Here is an 18,579-nt window from a genome sequence, read left to right as displayed (position 1 = left end):
CCCAGACAGGACGGTCGTGAGCAGCTATTGAATAAATAGCAATTTCGCACCGCTGAACCCTTCAGGAGAACTTCTCAGGCCTTTAGCGCTTCCAGCAGTTTGGCGTGGATACCGCCAAACCCGCCGTTACTCATGCACAGCAAATGGTCGCCCGGCCGGGCCGCTGCTTTGACCTGCGCCAGCAACTGGGCCAGGGTGTCGGCCACCTGAGCGCGCGCGCCCATTGGGGCCAGCGCGGCGCGTGCGTCCCAATCCAGCCCGCCTGCGTGGCAAAAGGCCAGGTCGGCCTGCTCCAGGCTCCAGGGCAATTGCGCCGTCATGGTGCCCAGCTTCATGGTGTTGCTGCGCGGCTCGAAGATGGCCAGGATGCGGGCGTCGGTCTTCCCCGCGCTGTTGAGTTGGCGGCGCAGGCCGTCCACGGTGGTGCGGATGGCGGTCGGGTGGTGGGCAAAATCGTCGTACACCGTGATGTCGCCGCCGCTGCGGTAGACCACGCCGCGCACCTCCATGCGGCGTTTAACGTTCTGGAACTCGGCCAGCGCCCGGGCAGCCACCTCGGGCGCCACGCCCACATGCTCGGCCGCGGCGATGGCGGCCAGGGCATTGAGCTGGTTGTGGACGCCGCTGATCTCCCACTGCACATGGGCCACGATTTGGCCCGCTTTGAGCACTTTGAAGTCGTTCGGCTCGCCCTGGGCTGTGAAACCGCCTTGATTGCGCGAGTTATTGCCAAAGAGTACTTGCTCACTCCAGCAACCCTGGGCCAGCACGCGCTGCAGGCTGTCCTCGGCAGCATTCACGACCACGCGGCCTTGCGAGGGGACCGTGCGCACCAGGTGGTGAAACTGCCGTTCAATGGCGGCCAGATCGTCAAAAATGTCGGCGTGGTCAAACTCCAGGTTGTTCAGAATGACCGTGCGCGGGCGGTAGTGCACGAATTTGCTGCGCTTGTCGAAAAACGCGGTGTCGTATTCGTCGGCCTCGATCACGAATGTGGCCCCCACGCTTGCCACTGCGTGTGCTGCGCTGCCCCCCGTGGGGGCTGAGCTTGTTTGGGGCGGCCCGGCGCTGCGCTCGCCGTTGTTACCCGGACCCAGCCGCGCGGAAACGCCGAAATTGAGCGGCACGCCGCCGACCAGAAAGCCGGGCTGCAGCCCGGCGCGCTCCAGAATCCATGCCAGCATCGCGGTGGTGGTGGTTTTGCCGTGGGTGCCGGCCACGGCCAGAACGTGGCGGCCTTGCAGCACATGTTCGGCCAGCCATTGCGGGCCACTGGTGTAGGGCAGGCCACGGTCCAAAATGGCTTCCATTAGCGGGTATTTGGGGCTGCCGTCGGCCAGGCGCGCCCGCGACACCACGTTGCCCACCACAAACATATCGGGCTGAAAACCGGGTTGGGCCAGCTGGCCGGCGCTGTAGCCTTCAATCAGCTCAATGCCCAAGGCGCGCAATTGGTCGCTCATGGGCGGATAGACGCCGGTGTCGCAGCCCGTGACCTTGTGCCCCGCCTCGCGCGCCAAAGCAGCCACGCCGCCCATGAAGGTGCCGCAAATTCCCAGAATATGTATGTGCATGGCCGTTATTCTATGGAGCCTCTGCTGCCCGGCTCTGTTTTTAAGAGAAAAAGGCCTTTAGCCCAATAAGGACAGGCACACCAAGCTATGTATTTAATAGCAACTTAAGTTGCCGTGAACTTTAGCCGCTGACACGAGCCTAATTTGGGCACAATCGTTTGCAGGCTAACCAGCCCTCTAACCATCCGCTCCTGGCCACTGAGCCAGCCGACCTTGAACTTGCACACCCTCAAATCCGAAATTGCTGCCACCGCCGCTGCGCTGGTGGTGGAGGAAGGGCTGGAATACGGCCCGGCCAAACGCCGCGCGATCAAGCAGATGGCGCTGCCCGCGCGCACTGAATTGCCTGGCAATGATGAGCTGGAAGATGCTGTGCATGAGTACATTGCGCTGTTTTGCGCCGACACCCAGCCCGCTGAGCTGGCCGCCCTGCGCGAGTTGGCGCTGGTCTGGATGGAGCGTTTGCCACAATTCCGGCCTTATTTGGGCGGTGCCGTCTGGTACGGCACGGCCACGCGGCTGTCAGACATCTACATCCAGCTGTTTTGTGACGACCCGAAGTCGGCCGAAATTGCCTTGATTGAGCACAACGTAGCCTACGAGCCGCGCACGGTAACGGGCTTTACCGGCGAAAGGGTGGAGGCGCTCAGCCTGCGAAGTGTCTGCAAACCCTTGAATGAAACGGTCGGCGTGCACCTGATGGTCTATGACCACGACGACCTGCGCGGCGCCTTGCGGCCAGACGCCAAAGGCCGTACGCCGCGCGGCGACCTGGCCGCCGTGCAAAAATTGCTGGCCACCCCTTTTGGAGTCTGAACAGTGAATCGCAGAAATATGCTTTATGCCAGCGTCGCCGCTGTGGCCGGCGTGGCGGGTGCTGGCGCGGCGTGGTGGAAATTCCAGCAGCACTCTGTGGATGGGGTGGCGGGCGTGGCTGGCACTGCGGACAACTCAACTTCGGTCGGCTCATTCTGGAGCCTGAGTTTTGACACGCCGGACGGCAAGACGCTGGCCATGAGCAGTTTTCGCGGTCAGATGTTGCTGGTGAACTTCTGGGCCACCTGGTGCCCCCCGTGCTTGGAGGAACTTCCTTTATTGGATTATTTTTATCAGGAAAACAAGGATAAAAACTGGCAAGTGGTCGGCCTGGCGGTCGATCAGCCCAGCGCGGTGCGGACCTGGCTGCAAACCAATTTGCTGAATTTTCCGGTCGGCATGGCGGGCTTGGCGGGCACCGAGTTGAGCAAATCGCTCGGCAACCTGGCGGGCAGTCTGCCCTTTTCGGTGGTGTTTGGCGCTTCCGGCCAGTTGCTTCACCGCAAGGTTGGCAAAGTCCTGCCCGAAGACCTTGCACTCTGGGCGCAGTTCAAATAGCCTTGAAGGGCTACCCGGGCTTTTTTCTTTGATCAGCGGGGAAAATGTTTTGAAATAGCTGAATTTGCTTCTAATTACATTTTCTCTTGCATTGGGAGTACGCTTGTCTTTCGGGCCAAGCCCTGCTGGCGTCCGGATTGTCCCAGCCTTGGCTTGAGGTACACTCTGCGCTTTCCTCCCTGGTCAGCCGCTCGGCTGCCACGCGCAACAATTAGCTGATAAGCGTTTTAAAGCGTAAAAGCAGAGAGTAAGTGAAAAAAGAAGGAAGTTCGGTGCTCACTTCGGTGTTCACGCCGCCTTTCAGATGAATTCAAAGCTGCGTGCTGAAATCCTCGCGCCAGCATCTACCGTCGTTGGAGAGAATCTATGGATTTAAGAAAACTCAAGACACTGATCGACCTGGTTTCAGAGTCCAATGTGTCTGAACTTGAGATTACCGAAGCCGAAGGCAAGGTACGCATTGTCAAATCCAGCGGCGCTCCCGTCATGATGCCGCAGCATGCTATGGCCATGGTAGCGGCCCCGACCGCCGCCGCACCTGCAGTAGCCGACGCCGCACCAGTTGTGCCCGCCGGTCACACTGTCAAGTCGCCCATGGTCGGCACTTTTTACCGCTCAGCCAGCCCCGGAGCCAAGGCCTTTATCGAGGTCGGCAGTGTGGTCAAGGAAGGCGAGACGATCTGCATCATTGAGGCCATGAAGATCCTCAACGAGATCGAAGCTGACAAGGCCGGCACCATCACCAAGATTCTTTCGGAAAATGGCCAGGCCGTGGAATACGGGCAGCCGCTCTTCATCATTGAGTAAGCGGGCTCGTTGTCCCCTTATCCTAGATTACAGACCAGCCCTATCGACGCATGTTCAAAAAAATACTGATTGCCAACCGTGGCGAGATCGCATTGAGGATCCAGCGTGCCTGCCGCGAGCTTGGCGTCAAGGCCGTGATGGTGTATTCCGAGGCGGACCGCGAGGCAAAATACATCAAGCTGGCTGACGAGTCGGTGTGCATCGGGCCCGCGCCTTCGGCCCGGAGCTACCTCAATATGCCCGCCATTATTTCAGCGGCGGAGGTTACTGACGCCGAAGCCATCCACCCGGGCTATGGTTTCCTGAGCGAGAACGCCGACTTTGCCGAGCGGGTCGAAAAGAGCGGTTTCAAGTTCATTGGCCCGTCGCCGGAGTCGATCCGCCTCATGGGCGACAAGGTGTCGGCCAAGCAGGCCATGATCAAGGCAGGCGTGCCGTGCGTGCCTGGTTCCGAAGGCACGCTGCCTGACGACGCGGCCATTATCAAGCGCACTGCCAAGCAGATTGGTTACCCCGTCATCATCAAGGCCGCTGGCGGCGGTGGTGGGCGCGGCATGCGCGTGGTGCACACCGAAGCGGCCCTGCTTCATGCGGTGCAGACCACCAAAGCCGAAGCTGGTGCCGCGTTCGGCAATCCCGAGGTCTACATGGAGAAATTCCTGCAGGATCCGCGGCACATTGAAATCCAGATCCTGGCTGACCAGTATAAAAACGCGGTCTGGCTCGGTGAGCGTGACTGCTCCATGCAGCGCCGCCATCAAAAAATCATTGAAGAAGCGCCAGCGCCGGGCATTCCGCGCAAGCACATTGAAAGAATTGGTGAACGCTGCGTGGCGGCCGTCAAGAAAATTGGCTACCGCGGCGCCGGCACCTTCGAGTTTCTCTACGAAAACGGCGAGTTCTATTTCATCGAAATGAACACCCGCGTGCAGGTGGAGCACCCGGTCACGGAGTGGATCACGGGCGTTGACATCGTGAGAACCCAGATCATGGTGGCCGCCGGTGAAAGGCTGCCCTTTACCCAGCGCGATATCCAGCTCAAGGGCCATGCGATTGAGTGCCGCATCAACGCGGAAGATCCCTACAAGTTCATCCCTTCGCCCGGACGCATCACGACCTGGCACATGCCAGGCGGGCCGGGAGTGCGGGTGGATTCGCACATTTATACCAACTACTTCGTGCCGCCCAACTACGACTCAATGGTTGGCAAGATCATTGTTCACGGCGATACGCGCGAGCAGGCGCTGGCGCGCATGAACACGGCGCTGGCCGAAACCGTGGTTGAAGGCATCAACACCAATATTGCGCTGCACCGCGAACTCATGGTGGACGCCAAGTTCATGGATGGCGGCACCAACATCCACTACCTTGAAGAGTGGCTGTCAAAGCGTGAACGCTAAGCGCCGCAGGCAGGTGCTATGAGCCTGTTTGAACTGATTCTGCTGGCGCCCGTTCACGAAGTGGAGACGCTTAGTGAGGCGCTGGAGGCACTGGATGCGCTCAGCGTTTCGGTGGAAGATGCCGATGCGCAGACACCGGCCGAGCAGGCGCTGTTTGGCGAGCCCGGCATGCCGCCGCCCAAAGCGGGCTGGGAGCATTCGCGCATGGTGTCGCTGTTTGCCACCGAGGCTCTGGCGCGGGACGCCGCCTCGGTACTCGCCGCCCAGGATTTTTTTGCGGGCTGCCAACTGGTGGCCATCAGTCCCGTACCCGTGCAGGACTGGGTGCGGCTGACACAATCGCAGTTCACGCCCGTAGAGATCACTCCAGAATTCTGGATTGTGCCGACCTGGCATGAACCCCCCGCGCAAGCCAGGCAAGTGATACGGCTGGACCCGGGCCTGGCTTTTGGAACGGGCACCCATCCGACCACAGGCATGTGCCTGCGCTGGATCGCTGGGCAGGGCGGTGCGGGCCAACCGCTGGGCCGTGTGCTCGACTATGGCTGCGGCTCGGGCATTCTGGCCATAGGCGCTGCCAAGTTTGGGGCGGTGGAGATTGATGCTGTCGATATTGACGAAGCCGCTGTCGAGTCCACACGTGCCAATGCCGAGGCCAATCACGTGAAGCTGCATGCGGGCTTGCCCGACAAGGCGGTCGGCGCCTACCAGACCGTGCTTGCCAACATTCTGGCCACGCCGCTGAAGGTGTTGGCACCTCTGTTGTGCTCGCATGTTGAAAAGGGCGGGAATCTGGTGCTCGCAGGCATTCTGGAACGCCAGGCCGATGAGCTCAAAGCGGCCTATCTACCCTATTGCCAGCTTCAGGTGCACGACCAGGAAGACGGCTGGATTTTGATGACCGCGCGGCTTTGAGCGCCCGGCTGAGCGAGTCTTAAACACGCGCGCATCGGCGTTTACCGGCCGCAACAACCCCCTACAATGCAGCGCTAGATGAGCCTGATTACGCGTTGCCCCGCATGCGGCACGATGTTCAAAGTCGTGACCGATCAACTCAAAGTCGCGCAAGGCTGGGTGCGATGCGGGGCGTGCGCTGAAGTGTTTGACGCGTCAACGCATTTGCTGCCGGGTGAAGCTGAGGGACTTGTGCCTTCGGCCTTGACACCTGATGAGGCACTGATCGAGCCGCTGAGAGCCCCCGCGGAGCCAGCATGGCCTCCCTCTGTGTCGTTTGCAGACAGCATGCTCCTGAGGCCTGCACTGTCCGGACCCGATGATGCGCATGACAGTGCTGCCGACTTTGACCCGGCAAGTTGGAAGCAGGCGCGGCAGGAATACCCGCAGCATGAGTCCGTGGATCTTGACACGCCGCTGATCCGACCGGAGCTGGTGCATACGGCGACCATGGATGAATCCGGCTCCGAGCCTTCGGCTTTGGCAGATTCCAAAGCGGCGGATGCAGAAGGGGTGGGTTCCGATGCAGCGCACGAGGTTTCTTTTGTGCGCGATGCACGGCGCAAGGCCTTCTGGACAAAGCCGCTGGCACGGTGGACGCTGGGTGTGCTGTCACTTCTGTTGCTGGCTGCGCTGGCTTTGCAGTGGGTGATGCAGCAAAAAGACAGCCTGGCTGCGCTGGAGCCGCGGCTCGCCCCGCTGCTTCAGGCGCTTTGCGGCCCCCTGCGCTGTGAAATCCGGCCCCCGCGCCATATCGATTCGCTGGTGATTGACAGTTCCACCTTCAACAGAATCGGCCCTGAGGCTTATCGCCTCAGTTTCGCGCTCAAGAATACGGGTTCCACACCTCTGGAAGTGCCCTCTCTGGAAGTGACCCTGACCGACACCCAGGACCAGGCGCTGGTGCGTCGCGTTCTGGCCCCAGCGCAGTTTGGCGCAAGCACCGCCATGCTGGCTGCTCATTCGGAACTGGCCGGCGTCGTGACCATGAAAGTATCGGGCGACGGCGGCCGTGGGGCCTTGCCATCGCTGCCATCGTCCGAACCACCTGCGCTACCTTCGTCTTTGCGGGTGGCTGGCTACCGCATCCTTGCTTTTTACCCCTGATTGAATCGAGAACTTAATGGCTGCTGTAATTTGTGGATCGCTGGCGTTTGACACCATCATGACTTTTGAGGGCCGCTTTTCCGAGCAGATACTGCCCGACCAGTTGCACATTCTCAATGTGTCCTTTCTGGTGCCATCCCTGCGCCGCGAATTCGGAGGTTGTGCCGGCAACGTAGCCTACGGCTTGCAACAGCTCGGCGGCACACCTTTGCCGATGGCCACAGTCGGTAGCGACGGCGCTGACTATGTGGGGCGCATGAAAACACTGGGCATCAGCACCGAATTTGTTCGTCAAGTCGGTGATACCTATACCGCGCAGGCCATGATCATGACCGACCGTGACAACAACCAGATCACGGCTTTTCACCCGGGCGCGATGATGCAGGCCCACATCACCCGGATCGAGGCGCGCAGCGATATCAAGTTGGGTATTATTTCGCCGGACGGGCGCGATGCCATGCTGCAGCATGCCGAACAGTTCAAGGCGGCCGGCATCCCGTTTGTATTTGACCCGGGCCAGGGCCTGCCCATGTTTGACGGCCAGGAGCTCGCTCATTTCGTCGAGTTGGCAAGCTGGGTGACCGTCAATGATTACGAAGCCAAAATGCTCAGTGACCGCACCGGCCGGTCGTGCGCCGAGATGTCCCGGCGGGTGCAGGGCCTGGTGGTGACGCTAGGGGCCGAGGGTTGCGAGGTCTGGATCGACGGTGAGAAAACAGCGGTGCCACCGGTGAAGGCCGAGGCGGTGGTCGATCCGACGGGCTGTGGTGATGCGTTCCGCGGGGCGCTGCTTTACGGGCTGGAGCAGGGCTGGTCGCTGACCCGCTGCGCCGCACTGGGGAACCGGGTGGGCGCGCAGAAGATCGCCAGCCGTGGGGGGCAGAATTACACGCTGACTTCTGCTTAAATCAATGAATAGCCCAGGTGTGACGGGCGCTGTCAGCTATTGAATTAATAGCGACTATGAGTGGCCGACTGGTCAGGATGGATGAGGCTGCCGCTTACAGGTAGAGGCAAGAATGCAGATTCGGAATTAAAAAAGCCCGACATCTTGCGACATCGGGCTCTAAGCAGAAAGACCTGCCTGCTTACGGCTTGCTGGCTGTTGGAAATGGCCAGGCCGCTTGCGGGTTCAGAGTCGTCTGAGCCGCAGGGGCAGCCGCTACAGCGGGTGACTTCGCAGCGGGTTTTTTCGCGGCTTTCTTCGCAGCGGGTTTTTTCGCGGCTTTCTTTGCAGCGGCTTTTTTCGCAGCGGGTTTCTTCGCAGCGGCTTTTTTCGCTACCTTTTTTGCAGCAGGCTTTTTAGCGGCTGCTGTTTTAGCAGCTACTTTTTTCGCTGGTGCTTTTTTCGCCGGCGCTTTTTTCGCGACTACCTTTTTCGCTGGCGCCTTTTTAGCCGCTACCTTTTTAGCTGGCGCTTTTTTCGCTGTTACCTTTTTGGCCGGCGCTTTTTTCGCGACTACTTTTTTAGCCGGTGCTTTTTTCGCCGCTACTTTTTTCGCCGGTGCTTTCATGGGAGCAGCTTTTTTAGCCGCAGTTTTTTTCGCAGTTGCCATAGTTTTCTCCTTGATCACGTTGCAAAGAGCACTTCACGGTTGGAGTACGTGAAGCGATTCACGGCGTTGGGCTGTCGGCTAACCGGGCCCAGCGCCGCGAACACAGGAGCAAAGCCCAACGCGCACTCTCCGGTGCTGTCATTGGTCATTGCAATTCTAGAAATCATTGTTGTGCTTACCTTGCGCTTTTTTTGTCAGTCTTTTTGCGTCAGTCAATCCCAGGAAAGAGCGCCACCGGACTGGTACTCAATCACACGGGTTTCAAAGAAGTTGCGTTCTTTTTTAAGGTCGATCATTTCGCTCATCCACGGAAACGGATTCTCCTCGTTAGGGAAGAGAGTTTCAAGTCCAATTTGCGTGGCACGACGATTGGCAATGTAGCGGAGGTAGCCTTTGAACATGGAGGCATTAAGGCCCAGCACGCCTCTAGGCATGGTGTCTTCTGCGTAGCGGTACTCCAGTTCAACGGCTTTCATGAACAAAGCCTTGATCTCGGCCTTGAACTCCGCGGTCCAGAGATGTGGGTTTTCCAGCTTGAGCTGGTTGATCAAATCGATGCCGAAGTTGCAATGCATGGATTCGTCGCGCAGGATGTACTGATACTGCTCGGCCGCTCCTGTCATCTTGTTCTGGCGGCCCAGGGCAAGAATCTGCGTGAAGCCCACATAGAAGAACAGACCTTCCATCAGGCAGGCGAACACGATCAGTGACTTGAGCAGGGTCTGGTCAGCTTCGGCGGTGCCGGTCTTGAAGTGGGGATCGGAGATCACTTCAATGAAAGGAATCAAGAACTGGTCCTTGTCTCTGATGGACTGCACTTCGTTGTAGGCGTTGAAGATTTCGCTCTCGTCCAGGCCCAGCGACTCGGTAATGTACTGGTAGGCGTGGGTATGGATGGCTTCTTCGAAGGCCTGGCGCAGCAGGAACTGGCGGCACTCGGGGGCCGTGATGTGGCGGTAGGTTCCGAGCACGATGTTGTTGGCTGCGAGCGAATCAGCGGTCACAAAGAAACCCAGGTTGCGCTTGACCAGGCGCCGCTCGTCTTCGGTCAAGCCGTTCGGGTCTTTCCACAGCGCGATGTCGCGCGTCATGTTGACTTCCTGCGGCATCCAGTGGTTGGCGCAGGTGGCGAGGTATTTTTCCCAAGCCCATTTGTATTTGAATGGCACCAGCTGGTTAACGTCAGTCTGGCCGTTGATGATGCGTTTATCGGAAGCCTTGATGCGGTGGGACTTACCGGGTGCTGCCGCAGCGTTTGTGATGGCAGTAGCTGCGGGTTCAGCAGCAGCCTCAGCGGCTGAAAATGCGCCATCGTGCAACATACGCACTTGCGCTTGGGGACGCTGGGATGGTGTGAAAGAAAGAGGTGGAAGTTCCATCGAGCGGCTGTCGGGCAAGCCGCTGGTAAGAGATTTTTGCAACGATGGTGTGACTTCTTCGTCCCAGGTCAACATAGAGGTTTCCAATATTTTGTGATTATGAAAGCAGCGATACAAAATGAAAAGTGTTCATTCACATCGCTGTAAATTAGTGTTGCTCAATTGCATCGAATCGCGCGAAGAATTTCAGCGCGCGATGCGTCCATTTTTTTATTGGCAGGCCTCGCAACCTGGGTCGTCGATCGCGCAGAACTTGATGTCGGTCGCTGGGGATGCATTCACCTGCGCTGGTGCCGCAGCGGCCGCGGCCGCCAGCGCACTCATGCTGCCGCTTGCAGCTTCAGGGCCTGATGAAACCGACGATGAAACGGCGTTCAGCTTGCCGGCTTTCACGGTGGATTTTTCGGCGTGCGTGGCGCCCATGGTGCGCAGGTAGTACGTGGTTTTCAGTCCGCGCAACCAGGCCAGCTTGTAGGTATCGTCGAGCTTCTTGCCCGAGGCGCCCGCCATGTAAATGTTGAGTGACTGCGCCTGGTCAATCCATTTTTGGCGGCGGGCGGCAGCTTCCACGATCCAGGACGTTTCCACTTCAAACGCGGTCGCGTAAAGCGTCTTGATGTCCTGCGGCACGCGGTCGATTGGGCGGAGCGATCCGTCAAAGTGCTTGAGGTCCACCACCATCACATCGTCCCACAGGCCGAGACGTTTCAGGTCATTGACCAGGTAGCCGTTGATCACCGTGAATTCGCCGGAAAGGTTGGATTTCACCGAGAGGTTGCCGAAGCAGGGCTCGATGCAGGCGTCAACCCCAATAATGTTGGAGATGGTGGCAGTCGGGGCAATGGCGACGCAGTTGGAGTTGCGCATGCCATCCTGGGCAATTTTCTTGCGCAGGGCCTCCCAGTCCAGGGTGGCAGAACGGTCAACTTCAACATAACCGCCGCGCTCTTCGGCCAGCATGTCCAGCGTATCCAGCGGCAGGATGCCTTTGTCCCAGAGAGAGCCTTTGTAGCTGGCGTACTTGCCGCGCTCTTTGGCCAGTTCGGTGGAGGCCCAGTAAGCGTGGTAGCAGACCGCTTCCATGGATTGGTCTGCAAATTCGACCGCCGCTTGGGAAGCGTAGGGCACACGCAGTTCATACAGGCAGTCCTGGAAGCCCATGACGCCCAGACCGACAGGGCGGTGGCGCATATTGGCGTCGCGTGCCTTCTTGACGGCGTAGTAGTTGATGTCGATCACGTTGTCCAGCATGCGCATGGCCGTCGTGATGGTTTTCTTCAGTTTCTCGTGATCAAGAACCCTGGATCCGTCGGGGCCGTCCTTCAGGTGTTGCACCAGATTGACTGAGCCGAGGTTGCATACGGCCGTTTCGGTCTCGCTGGTGTTGAGCGTGATCTCGGTGCACAGATTGGAGGAGTGCACGACGCCGACGTGCTGCTGCGGGGAGCGAATATTGCATACATCCTTGAAGGTGATCCATGGGTGGCCGGTCTCGAACAGCATCGACAGCATCTTGCGCCACATGTCAGTGGCTTGCAGTTTGCGGGCCGGTTTGATCTCGCCGCGCTCGGCTTGGGCTTCATAAGCCGTATAAATCTTTTCGAAATCCTTGCCAAACTTGTCGTGCAGGTCGGGTGTGTCAGATGGTGAGAACAGCGTCCAGCTGCCCTTCTCCATCACGCGACGCATAAAGAGGTCGGGAACCCAGTTGGCGGTATTCATGTCATGCGTGCGGCGACGGTCATCGCCGGTGTTCTTGCGCAGTTCCAGGAATTCCTCGATATCGAGGTGCCAGGTTTCCAGATAGGCGCAGACGGCTCCCTTGCGTTTGCCGCCCTGGTTGACCGCCACGGCGGTGTCGTTGACCACTTTCAGGAAAGGCACCACGCCTTGGGATTCGCCGTTGGTTCCCTTGATGTGGGCGCCAAGAGCGCGCACGGGCGTCCAGTCGTTGCCGAGGCCGCCGGCAAATTTGGACAGCAGGGCGTTTTCCTTTATGGCATCGTAAATTCCGCCCAGGTCATCGGCCACCGTGGTGAGGTAGCAGGACGACAGCTGCGAACGGAGGGTGCCCGCATTGAACAGTGTCGGCGTGCTCGACATGAAGTCAAACGACGAGAGGATTTCGTAGAACTCGATGGCCCGCTCTTCGCGGTTGATCTCATTGAGCGAGAGTCCCATGGCCACGCGCATGAAAAAAGCCTGTGGCAGTTCAATGCGCTGCTTGCGCACGTGCAGGAAGTAGCGGTCAAACAGGGTCTGCAGTCCGAGGTAGTCAAACTTCAGGTCGCGCTCCGGCTTGAGCGCCGCACCCAGTCGGGCCAGGTCAAACTGCTGCAGTTTTTCGTCGAGCAGTTCGTTCTGGACGCCTTTGGCAATGAACTTCGGAAAGTACTCGGCATAGCGGGTAACCATTTCCTCCTGGCTGACTTCCTCGCCCAGGACTTCCTTGCGGATGGTGTGCATCAGCAGTCGTGCCGTGGCGTAGGTGTAATCAGGATCTTTTTCAATCAGGGTACGGGCCGCCAGGATGGAGGCCTTGTAAACCTCGTCGATGGGCACGCCGTCATACAGGTTGCGCATGGTTTCCGCAACAATCGGGTCGGGTTTGACCTCGGCACCCAGATTGGCACAGGCCGCTTCAATCAGCGCCTGCAGGTTGCGGACATCGAGTGCAATCTTTTTGCCGCCATCCATCACATGCAGCAAGGGCGCATCGGACGTCTGGGTTTGCGGCTGGCGTGCGCGTTCCTGGGTGCGTTTTTCACGGTACAGCACATAGGCACGGGCAATCTCATGGTGGCCACCGCGCATCAGGCCCAGCTCAACCTGGTCCTGCACATCTTCAATATGAAAGGTTCCGCCGCTGGGGCGCGAGCGTACCAGGGCGCGAATAACGGTCTGGGTCAGGCCGTCCACCGTTTCGCGGACGCTTGCCGACGCTGCACCCTGCGTGCCATGCACGGCCAGAAAAGCCTTCATCATGGCCACGGCGATTTTGTTGGGCTCGAACGGGACCACGCCGCCATTGCGGCGAATGATCTGGTAATGGGCGAGCGGATTGGCTGGCGCGTTGGCATCGCTGCTTGCCAGAAACCTGGACGGAACGGGCACCATGTGTTGTGCAGTTTGCATGATTTCCTCTTTTGCTTTGCTTTATGACGGGTCTGCTGTGCGTTTCAGGGCAATTTTGGATCTGCTGAGGGGCATCCGATCTAGCAACCAATGCCTTCGTTTTCTCGCCAGAATTGGCCCGAATTACATCAAACTGAATTGGAGCTTAGACACTATACCTAGAGTACAAGACTAAGACAAGCCACTACCGGTAGTGTATCGCCGGCTGAATTCATTGTTACATTCAAGGACTTTTTTTAGCCCTGTTTTGGACGCTTGGGTTGGCCGGGTCGCCGGTTGGGCGAACCGGCGGAAAAGCCTGATTCGGTCAGGCTTCAGCTAGACAAACAGAGCACTGGTGCGACTTCCCGCAGACTTCCTGTCGCCAACGCCGGTCAGTGCTTGAATGGTGAAAATACTGGGAATTTTTCAACCACAAGATGCACCGCAATGGTGTGGTTGGGGATCTGAACCTGATCAGGTGATTGCGGGAAAACACTTAGACGGTGAAGCCAGTGAACGCTGCAACAAGGGCCAGTCAAAACCGGGACCGGGGTCCTGCTTGCGCCCTGCTGCAATGTGCTCGTGCCCGGCAATATGTGCGATGGGATAGGCCTGGAGCAGTGCCGCGCACAGTCCGGCCAGGGTTTCGTACTGGAGTGCTTCAAATGTGCCACCCTCAAGTCCTTCCAGCTCAATGCCGATGGAATCGTCATTGCAGTTGCTCCGCCCCCGGTAGTTTGATTCGCCGGCATGCCATGCCCGGTCGTTACATCCCACAAATTGCCACAGGGCGCCGGAACGGGTGATGAAAAAGTGCGATGAAACCTGCAAACCTCGAATGCCCTGAAAGTAAGCGTGCGCTTCCCAGTCAAGTTGATTGGTGAAGAGGCGCTGTACGTTGCCATTGTCAAACTCCCCGGGCGGCAGGCTGATGGAGTGAATGACGATCAGGTCAATTTGCGCGCTGGCGGGGCGCGGACCGAAGTTGGGCGAAGCCAGTGCGCGTGCATACCGGTACCAGCCATCCTGCCATAAGGCCGGGCTGGCAGGGACGCCGTCGCGCTCAGGCCTCGTCATCGGGCGCGTCGGGTGCATCATCGCCGCCCGCGGTCACGATGTTCAGGCGGGCAATGCGGTAGCGGATCTGGCGCAGGCTCAGTCCCAGTTTGGAAGCAGCGGCCGTCCGGTTAAAGCCGGTCTCCTGCAATACCTTTGACAGGATGCTTCGCTCCTGCTGGTCCAGGAACTCCTGCAGATTATCCGGAACGGCTACATAGTCTTCAGGCGGCGCATCGAAATGCAGGTCGCCGCCTTCACCGAGTGCCACCGCGCGGTGCAGGATATTTTCCAGCTCCCTGACATTGCCGTTGAAGGGGCGCGAACGCAACTGCTCCATCACAGGGCCGGTCAGCTCGGGCATGTTGAACCCGGACTCCTGGCAGATTCTTGAAAGTAGGGCATTGCAAAGTGCCGGCAAGTCTTCGCGTCGTTCGCGCAGTGGCGGCACGACAATTTCGATCACATTGAGCCGGTAATACAAATCCTGGCGAAAGTTTTCCGCCTGGACTTCCGCGGCAAGGTTCTTGTGCGTTGCGCTGACGATGCGCACGTCTACCATGTCTTCCTGCGGCGAGCCCAGCGGCCGCACGGTGCGTTCCTGAATGGCCCGGAGCAGCTTGGATTGCATGGCCAGCGGCAAGTCGCCGATCTCATCGAGAAACAGGGTCCCGCCCTTGGCGGCCTGGAAGTAGCCTTGCCGGTCTTGTGCCGAGCCGGTGTAAGCGCCTTTGCGCGCGCCAAAAAATTCTGCTTCAAGCAAATTTTCCGGAATTGCACTGCAATTGACGGCCACAAACGGGCCAGCCGCGCGGTGGCTGCAATCGTGTACTGCGCGCGCGACCAGTTCTTTACCCGTGCCCGATTCTCCCTGAATCAGGATAGGCGCCATGCTGCCGGCCACTTTGACAATGCGGGACTTGACCGCTCGCATCACTGGCGATTCGCCTACCAGCTTTTGCAATAGGACTGAAGCATCACCCGCATCGCACGGTCTGGACGGTACCGGAGTAGCAAGCCCTGCGCTAGGCGCCGGTGCGCTTCGCGCGTCCTTGGCTGGCAGCCCCCCATTTTTTGCTCCTTGTATGGCCGACGCCACGACGCTGCGGAATTGCTTGAGGTCGACGGGCTTGGTGAGATAGTCAAATGCCCCCGCCTTGAGGGCTTCCACCGCATTTTCAGCAGAGCCGTGCGCCGTGATGACCACGCAGCGCTCCGCACGCTGCTGCTTCGCCATGTCGCGCAGCAGTTCAAGCCCCAGGCCGTCGGGCAGGCGCATGTCGGTGATGACCGCATCGAAGCGATGTTCCTTGAGCTGTTCGCGAGCCTGCAACAGATCGCCGGCCGCTTCCACCCGATAACCTTCCCTGAGCAGCGTCAGTTCGTACAGGGTGCGCAGATCCGGTTCGTCATCAATGACAAGAATGTGGGGCTGATGGGTGGCGGGTGCTTGAAGGCTCATGGTCTCAGACAAGTATGGCGTCGAAAGAAAGAGAATCGGCGCTCAAAGGCTGTGAAGCCGGCCTGAACATGACAAAAAATTCATTGCCCTCGATGCCGCCACTCAGCACGCGCTGGTAGCCGATCAGGGCACCGTAGCGTTCGCACAGCTCCCTGCTGATATAGAGGCCCAGCCCGCTGGAGCGGCTCTCGGAGGAGAAAAAAGGTTCGAACAGATGCGTCTGGACCGTTTTCTCCAGTGCTTGGCCGTCGCTCCATACCGCCAGCCGGGCCTGCCCGGGCGCCACCAACTGGGTGGTCACTTCAATGGCTTGGGCGGAGGTGCTGGCATAGCGCAAGGCATTGTCCAACAGGTTGATCATCAGGCGCCGCAAATGCTCGGGGTCAAACCACACCGCTGCATTGGCGGAGCCTGCCGTCACGCCCATCCGCTGCGTTGCCGCGGTTTGCCTGGCCCAGTCTGTGGCGATGCGAAGGACCATGTCGTCCAGCATGAGCGTGCTGGTCTGGGGTGCGGGTATCTGTTCCTGGGCCCGCGAAATGTTCAGCACTTCGTCGACAATTTTGGCCAGGCGCTGCGCGTTTTGCCTGACCATGGCCGTGAGCTGACGGTGACCGGTATCGTGCAGGTCTTCTTCGAGCAGGGCATTGGCCTGCGAAATGGCGGCCAGCGGGTTCCTGATTTCGTGGGCCACCGCAGCAGACATGCGTCCCATGGCCGCCATCTTTTCAGTACGCACACGCGCTTCCATTTCCCGCAGGTCTTTGAGAAACATCACGCACAGGCTGTCGTGTGTGTTATTTTGCGAGGCGGCCAGACGCGTGCGCACATGAAGCCGTCTGGCGTTTCGGGCCGGGCATTCGAGGCTGATGTCCACTTCTTGCGGAGACTGCGTCGTAAAGGTGCGAAGCATCAGTTCGACCAACGGTTGCCAGGCGGCTTCCGTGGCGAGCATGAAGGGGGCACTTCGGATCGCATCCTGTGTAGCCAGCAAGCGCCTGGAGGCCGGATTGGCCGAACGCACCATGCCATTGACATCAACCACCAGAACGCCGTCGGCCAGCGTTTCAATCACCAGCTCGTTGACCTGGGTTAGCATGCGCGCGGTGGACTGGCTGCTTTTCGCCAGCTTCTCCTCCCGTGCCAGCCGCAGGACCAGCTGGTTGGCTAGCAGCGCCACCAGAAAAAACCCCGAGCCGCTCAGGCCGGCCTGCAGGAAGTGTGCGTTGAAATCTCCAGGCGATTGCAGCGAATTCCGCCAGGCGTCGGCAAGCAGCAGCAGCGTCACGCTGGCTGCCGTACCGAAAGCCAACAAAATCGGTCCGAGCACCGAGGACAACAGTACCGGCAGTGCAAACAGCGGGGTGTAGTTGATCCCTCCCGATGACAAAAAATTCAACACAGAGAACGTGACAACGTCCACGCCAATGGTGGACACCCATTGCGCATCAAACGTGTTGCCGTGCGGCCGGGGCCGGGCCCAGAGCCGTGCGACCAGCGTGGCGCACAGGTAGGCTATGCACACCGCGATGGACCAGCGATTGGTGATGTTGCCCAGGGCATAGATGAACGCCTGCAGAATCACCAGCACGCTGGCAATCGCGACGCGGGCCGTCATGAAAACACGCCAGAGGCGGCCGAAAGAGCCTGACTCGGGTTTAGCCTCCCAAGGCGCGGAAATTTTTTCTGCAGATTCGAGCCAAGCGTGGACTTGGGGAGTCATCTAGCCTCCGGCTTGGCGGCGGTGCGCATCGCTGCAGTAGATGCCCTTGTGGCCGATCAGGGCCTCGGACCGCGGCAGATGCACGTGGCAGACGTCGCAGGCCACCACTTCCGTGACCTCGGTTCCCTTTGAGGGACTACCAGGGCGGGCACTTCGAGAGCTTGCCGCTTCGTTTCTTTCCGCCTCCCGATTGTGGCGCCAGAGCCAAAAGACGACCAGTACGAGGGCTGTGACCAGCAAGTACTTCATGCCCGCCTCAGGATGACTTCAAGCACAAAACTCGAACCGGCATAGCCCAGCAGCAGCAGGCCAGCGCCCAGGTACAGCACACGAATGGCTTTGCGGCCACGCCAGCCCAGACGGGCGCGCCCGACCAGCAAACCTGCGAAGGTCAGCCAGGCCAGCACTGAAAACACTGTTTTGTGGTTCCACTTCCAGGCCAGACCGGGCCCGTAAAGTGTTTCGGCGAACAGCCAGCCCACCAGCAAGGTTGCTGAAAGCAGAGCAAAACCTGCTTCCACAAAGCGAAAGGTGAGGCGTTCCAGTGTGAGCAGCGGCACGCCGACATAGGTTTGCCCAGCCAGCCGGATGGCGCGTTCGGACCGGGTCATCAGCCAGCCATGCACCACCGCGGCAGCAAACAGCCCGTAAGAGGCAATACCCAAAGCCCAGTGCAGCGGTAGCCAGGGCGAAGCAATCGCGGGGTAACTGGCGCCCGGAAAAATGAGCGACAGGATGACCGCTGCGCTGCCCAGCCCCGCCAGCGCCCAATGGGCCTGAAGCTGCGGGAGCAGGCGGCTTTCAATCGCATACACGGTCAGCATCAGCCAGACAGTCATGGAAATCGCGGGTGCAAAACCAAAGCGCGGTGGCTCGCCCAGCAGGCCTTCGGCCAATGCCAGTGCGTGCAGCAACCAAGCCGCCAGCAACAGGCCGCGGATGGTGCCGGAACCCAGACGTGGGGCGGCCAACGCAAGTACTGCATAGGCTGTGACGGCACCTGCCGCCGCTGCAAGACCCCACAAAGTGCTTAAAGCTAAAATCATGGCTACAGTTTAGCGCCTCGCCAG

Annotated in this window: 16 protein-coding genes; 7 read left to right on the top strand and 9 right to left on the bottom strand. The window is 59.4% G+C overall.

The genetic code is table 11. The annotated features are described in order from the left end of the window. Nucleotides 1–74 precede the first annotated feature (74 nt). Nucleotides 75–1,574 carry a UDP-N-acetylmuramate:L-alanyl-gamma-D-glutamyl-meso-diaminopimelate ligase gene (gene mpl / locus B3F77_RS04870; protein WP_293603865.1) on the bottom strand — a complete coding sequence of 500 codons (1,500 nt, stop codon included), beginning with the start codon at nucleotides 1,572–1,574 and terminating at the stop codon, nucleotides 75–77. 219 nt (nucleotides 1,575–1,793) lie between these two features. Here mpl and B3F77_RS04865 point away from each other — a divergent pair, with 219 nt between their 5' ends. From B3F77_RS04865 to B3F77_RS04835, 7 genes are all read left to right on the top strand, one after another. Further along, nucleotides 1,794–2,390 (top strand): hypothetical protein, encoded by a 597-nt coding sequence (locus tag B3F77_RS04865; RefSeq protein ID WP_293603922.1) that lies wholly within the window; start codon nucleotides 1,794–1,796, stop codon nucleotides 2,388–2,390. Between the two features lie 3 nt (nucleotides 2,391–2,393). Further along, nucleotides 2,394–2,948 carry a TlpA disulfide reductase family protein gene (locus B3F77_RS04860; RefSeq protein ID WP_293603864.1) on the top strand — a complete coding sequence of 185 codons (555 nt, stop codon included), beginning with the start codon at nucleotides 2,394–2,396 and terminating at the stop codon, nucleotides 2,946–2,948. A 366-nt stretch (nucleotides 2,949–3,314) separates the two neighbouring features. After that, nucleotides 3,315–3,755, top strand: coding sequence for an acetyl-CoA carboxylase biotin carboxyl carrier protein (gene accB / locus B3F77_RS04855; RefSeq protein ID WP_293603863.1), 441 nt, complete (start codon nucleotides 3,315–3,317; stop codon nucleotides 3,753–3,755). Nucleotides 3,756–3,805: 50 nt separating this feature from the next. Continuing rightward, nucleotides 3,806–5,155 (top strand): acetyl-CoA carboxylase biotin carboxylase subunit, encoded by a 1,350-nt coding sequence (gene accC / locus B3F77_RS04850; protein ID WP_293603862.1) that lies wholly within the window; start codon nucleotides 3,806–3,808, stop codon nucleotides 5,153–5,155. A gap of 24 nt (nucleotides 5,156–5,179) precedes the next feature. Then, on the top strand, nucleotides 5,180–6,070 hold the full coding sequence (gene prmA / locus B3F77_RS04845; RefSeq protein WP_293603921.1) for a 50S ribosomal protein L11 methyltransferase: 891 nt from the start codon (nucleotides 5,180–5,182) through the stop codon (nucleotides 6,068–6,070). A gap of 78 nt (nucleotides 6,071–6,148) precedes the next feature. After that, the gene (locus tag B3F77_RS04840) at nucleotides 6,149–7,216 is read left to right on the top strand and encodes a DUF3426 domain-containing protein (RefSeq protein ID WP_293603861.1); all 1,068 of its coding nucleotides are present in this window, start codon (nucleotides 6,149–6,151) and stop codon (nucleotides 7,214–7,216) included. A gap of 16 nt (nucleotides 7,217–7,232) precedes the next feature. Beyond that, entirely contained in the window at nucleotides 7,233–8,123 is an 891-nt protein-coding gene (locus B3F77_RS04835; protein ID WP_293603860.1) for a carbohydrate kinase family protein, read from the top strand. Between the two features lie 181 nt (nucleotides 8,124–8,304). On the opposite strand, the gene B3F77_RS04830 is transcribed toward B3F77_RS04835, so the two are convergent. The 8 genes from B3F77_RS04830 to B3F77_RS04795 all read right to left on the bottom strand — a co-directional run bounded on the left by B3F77_RS04830 (nucleotide 8,305) and on the right by B3F77_RS04795 (nucleotide 18,555). Continuing rightward, nucleotides 8,305–8,772 (bottom strand): histone H1-like DNA-binding protein, encoded by a 468-nt coding sequence (locus B3F77_RS04830; protein WP_293603859.1) that lies wholly within the window; start codon nucleotides 8,770–8,772, stop codon nucleotides 8,305–8,307. Nucleotides 8,773–8,984: 212 nt separating this feature from the next. Beyond that, nucleotides 8,985–10,226 (bottom strand): ribonucleotide-diphosphate reductase subunit beta, encoded by a 1,242-nt coding sequence (locus B3F77_RS04825; protein WP_293603858.1) that lies wholly within the window; start codon nucleotides 10,224–10,226, stop codon nucleotides 8,985–8,987. A 135-nt stretch (nucleotides 10,227–10,361) separates the two neighbouring features. Then, nucleotides 10,362–13,268 (bottom strand): ribonucleoside-diphosphate reductase subunit alpha, encoded by a 2,907-nt coding sequence (locus B3F77_RS04820; protein ID WP_293603920.1) that lies wholly within the window; start codon nucleotides 13,266–13,268, stop codon nucleotides 10,362–10,364. A 474-nt stretch (nucleotides 13,269–13,742) separates the two neighbouring features. Beyond that, nucleotides 13,743–14,345 (bottom strand): 1,6-anhydro-N-acetylmuramyl-L-alanine amidase AmpD, encoded by a 603-nt coding sequence (gene ampD / locus B3F77_RS04815; RefSeq protein WP_293603857.1) that lies wholly within the window; start codon nucleotides 14,343–14,345, stop codon nucleotides 13,743–13,745. Beyond that, nucleotides 14,332–15,786 carry a sigma-54-dependent transcriptional regulator gene (locus B3F77_RS04810; RefSeq protein WP_293603856.1) on the bottom strand — a complete coding sequence of 485 codons (1,455 nt, stop codon included), beginning with the start codon at nucleotides 15,784–15,786 and terminating at the stop codon, nucleotides 14,332–14,334. Before B3F77_RS04810 ends, ampD begins: the two co-directional genes overlap by 14 nt. A 4-nt stretch (nucleotides 15,787–15,790) precedes the next feature. After that, nucleotides 15,791–17,509: a sensor histidine kinase gene (locus B3F77_RS04805; protein WP_293603855.1), complete on the bottom strand. Its 1,719-nt coding sequence runs from the start codon at nucleotides 17,507–17,509 to the stop codon at nucleotides 15,791–15,793. Next, nucleotides 17,510–17,758, bottom strand: coding sequence for a PP0621 family protein (locus B3F77_RS04800; RefSeq protein ID WP_293603854.1), 249 nt, complete (start codon nucleotides 17,756–17,758; stop codon nucleotides 17,510–17,512). It abuts the gene before it with no gap. Beyond that, on the bottom strand, nucleotides 17,755–18,555 hold the full coding sequence (locus B3F77_RS04795) for a cytochrome C assembly family protein (RefSeq protein WP_293603853.1): 801 nt from the start codon (nucleotides 18,553–18,555) through the stop codon (nucleotides 17,755–17,757). Before B3F77_RS04795 ends, B3F77_RS04800 begins: the two co-directional genes overlap by 4 nt. Nucleotides 18,556–18,579: the final 24 nt, after the last annotated feature.

This window comes from Polaromonas sp. UBA4122, from assembly GCA_002381615.1.
Taxonomy (GTDB): Bacteria; Pseudomonadota; Gammaproteobacteria; order Burkholderiales; family Burkholderiaceae_C; genus Polaromonas.
The sequence above is the reverse complement of the archived record's forward strand: the minus strand, read 5'-3'. Positions and strand labels throughout refer to the sequence as shown.

Coding starts and splice junctions, on each gene's coding strand:
- mpl (WP_293603865.1), bottom strand. CDS start 1,574: ATGCACATACATATTCTGGGAATTTGCGGCACCTTCATGGGCGGCGTG.
- accB (WP_293603863.1), top strand. CDS start 3,315: ATGGATTTAAGAAAACTCAAGACACTGATCGACCTGGTTTCAGAGTCC.
- accC (WP_293603862.1), top strand. CDS start 3,806: ATGTTCAAAAAAATACTGATTGCCAACCGTGGCGAGATCGCATTGAGG.
- B3F77_RS04840 (WP_293603861.1), top strand. CDS start 6,149: ATGAGCCTGATTACGCGTTGCCCCGCATGCGGCACGATGTTCAAAGTC.
- B3F77_RS04835 (WP_293603860.1), top strand. CDS start 7,233: ATGGCTGCTGTAATTTGTGGATCGCTGGCGTTTGACACCATCATGACT.
- B3F77_RS04830 (WP_293603859.1), bottom strand. CDS start 8,772: ATGGCAACTGCGAAAAAAACTGCGGCTAAAAAAGCTGCTCCCATGAAA.
- B3F77_RS04825 (WP_293603858.1), bottom strand. CDS start 10,226: ATGTTGACCTGGGACGAAGAAGTCACACCATCGTTGCAAAAATCTCTT.
- B3F77_RS04820 (WP_293603920.1), bottom strand. CDS start 13,268: ATGGTGCCCGTTCCGTCCAGGTTTCTGGCAAGCAGCGATGCCAACGCG.
- ampD (WP_293603857.1), bottom strand. CDS start 14,345: ATGACGAGGCCTGAGCGCGACGGCGTCCCTGCCAGCCCGGCCTTATGG.
- B3F77_RS04810 (WP_293603856.1), bottom strand. CDS start 15,786: ATGAGCCTTCAAGCACCCGCCACCCATCAGCCCCACATTCTTGTCATT.
- B3F77_RS04805 (WP_293603855.1), bottom strand. CDS start 17,509: ATGACTCCCCAAGTCCACGCTTGGCTCGAATCTGCAGAAAAAATTTCC.
- B3F77_RS04800 (WP_293603854.1), bottom strand. CDS start 17,758: ATGAAGTACTTGCTGGTCACAGCCCTCGTACTGGTCGTCTTTTGGCTC.
- B3F77_RS04795 (WP_293603853.1), bottom strand. CDS start 18,555: ATGATTTTAGCTTTAAGCACTTTGTGGGGTCTTGCAGCGGCGGCAGGT.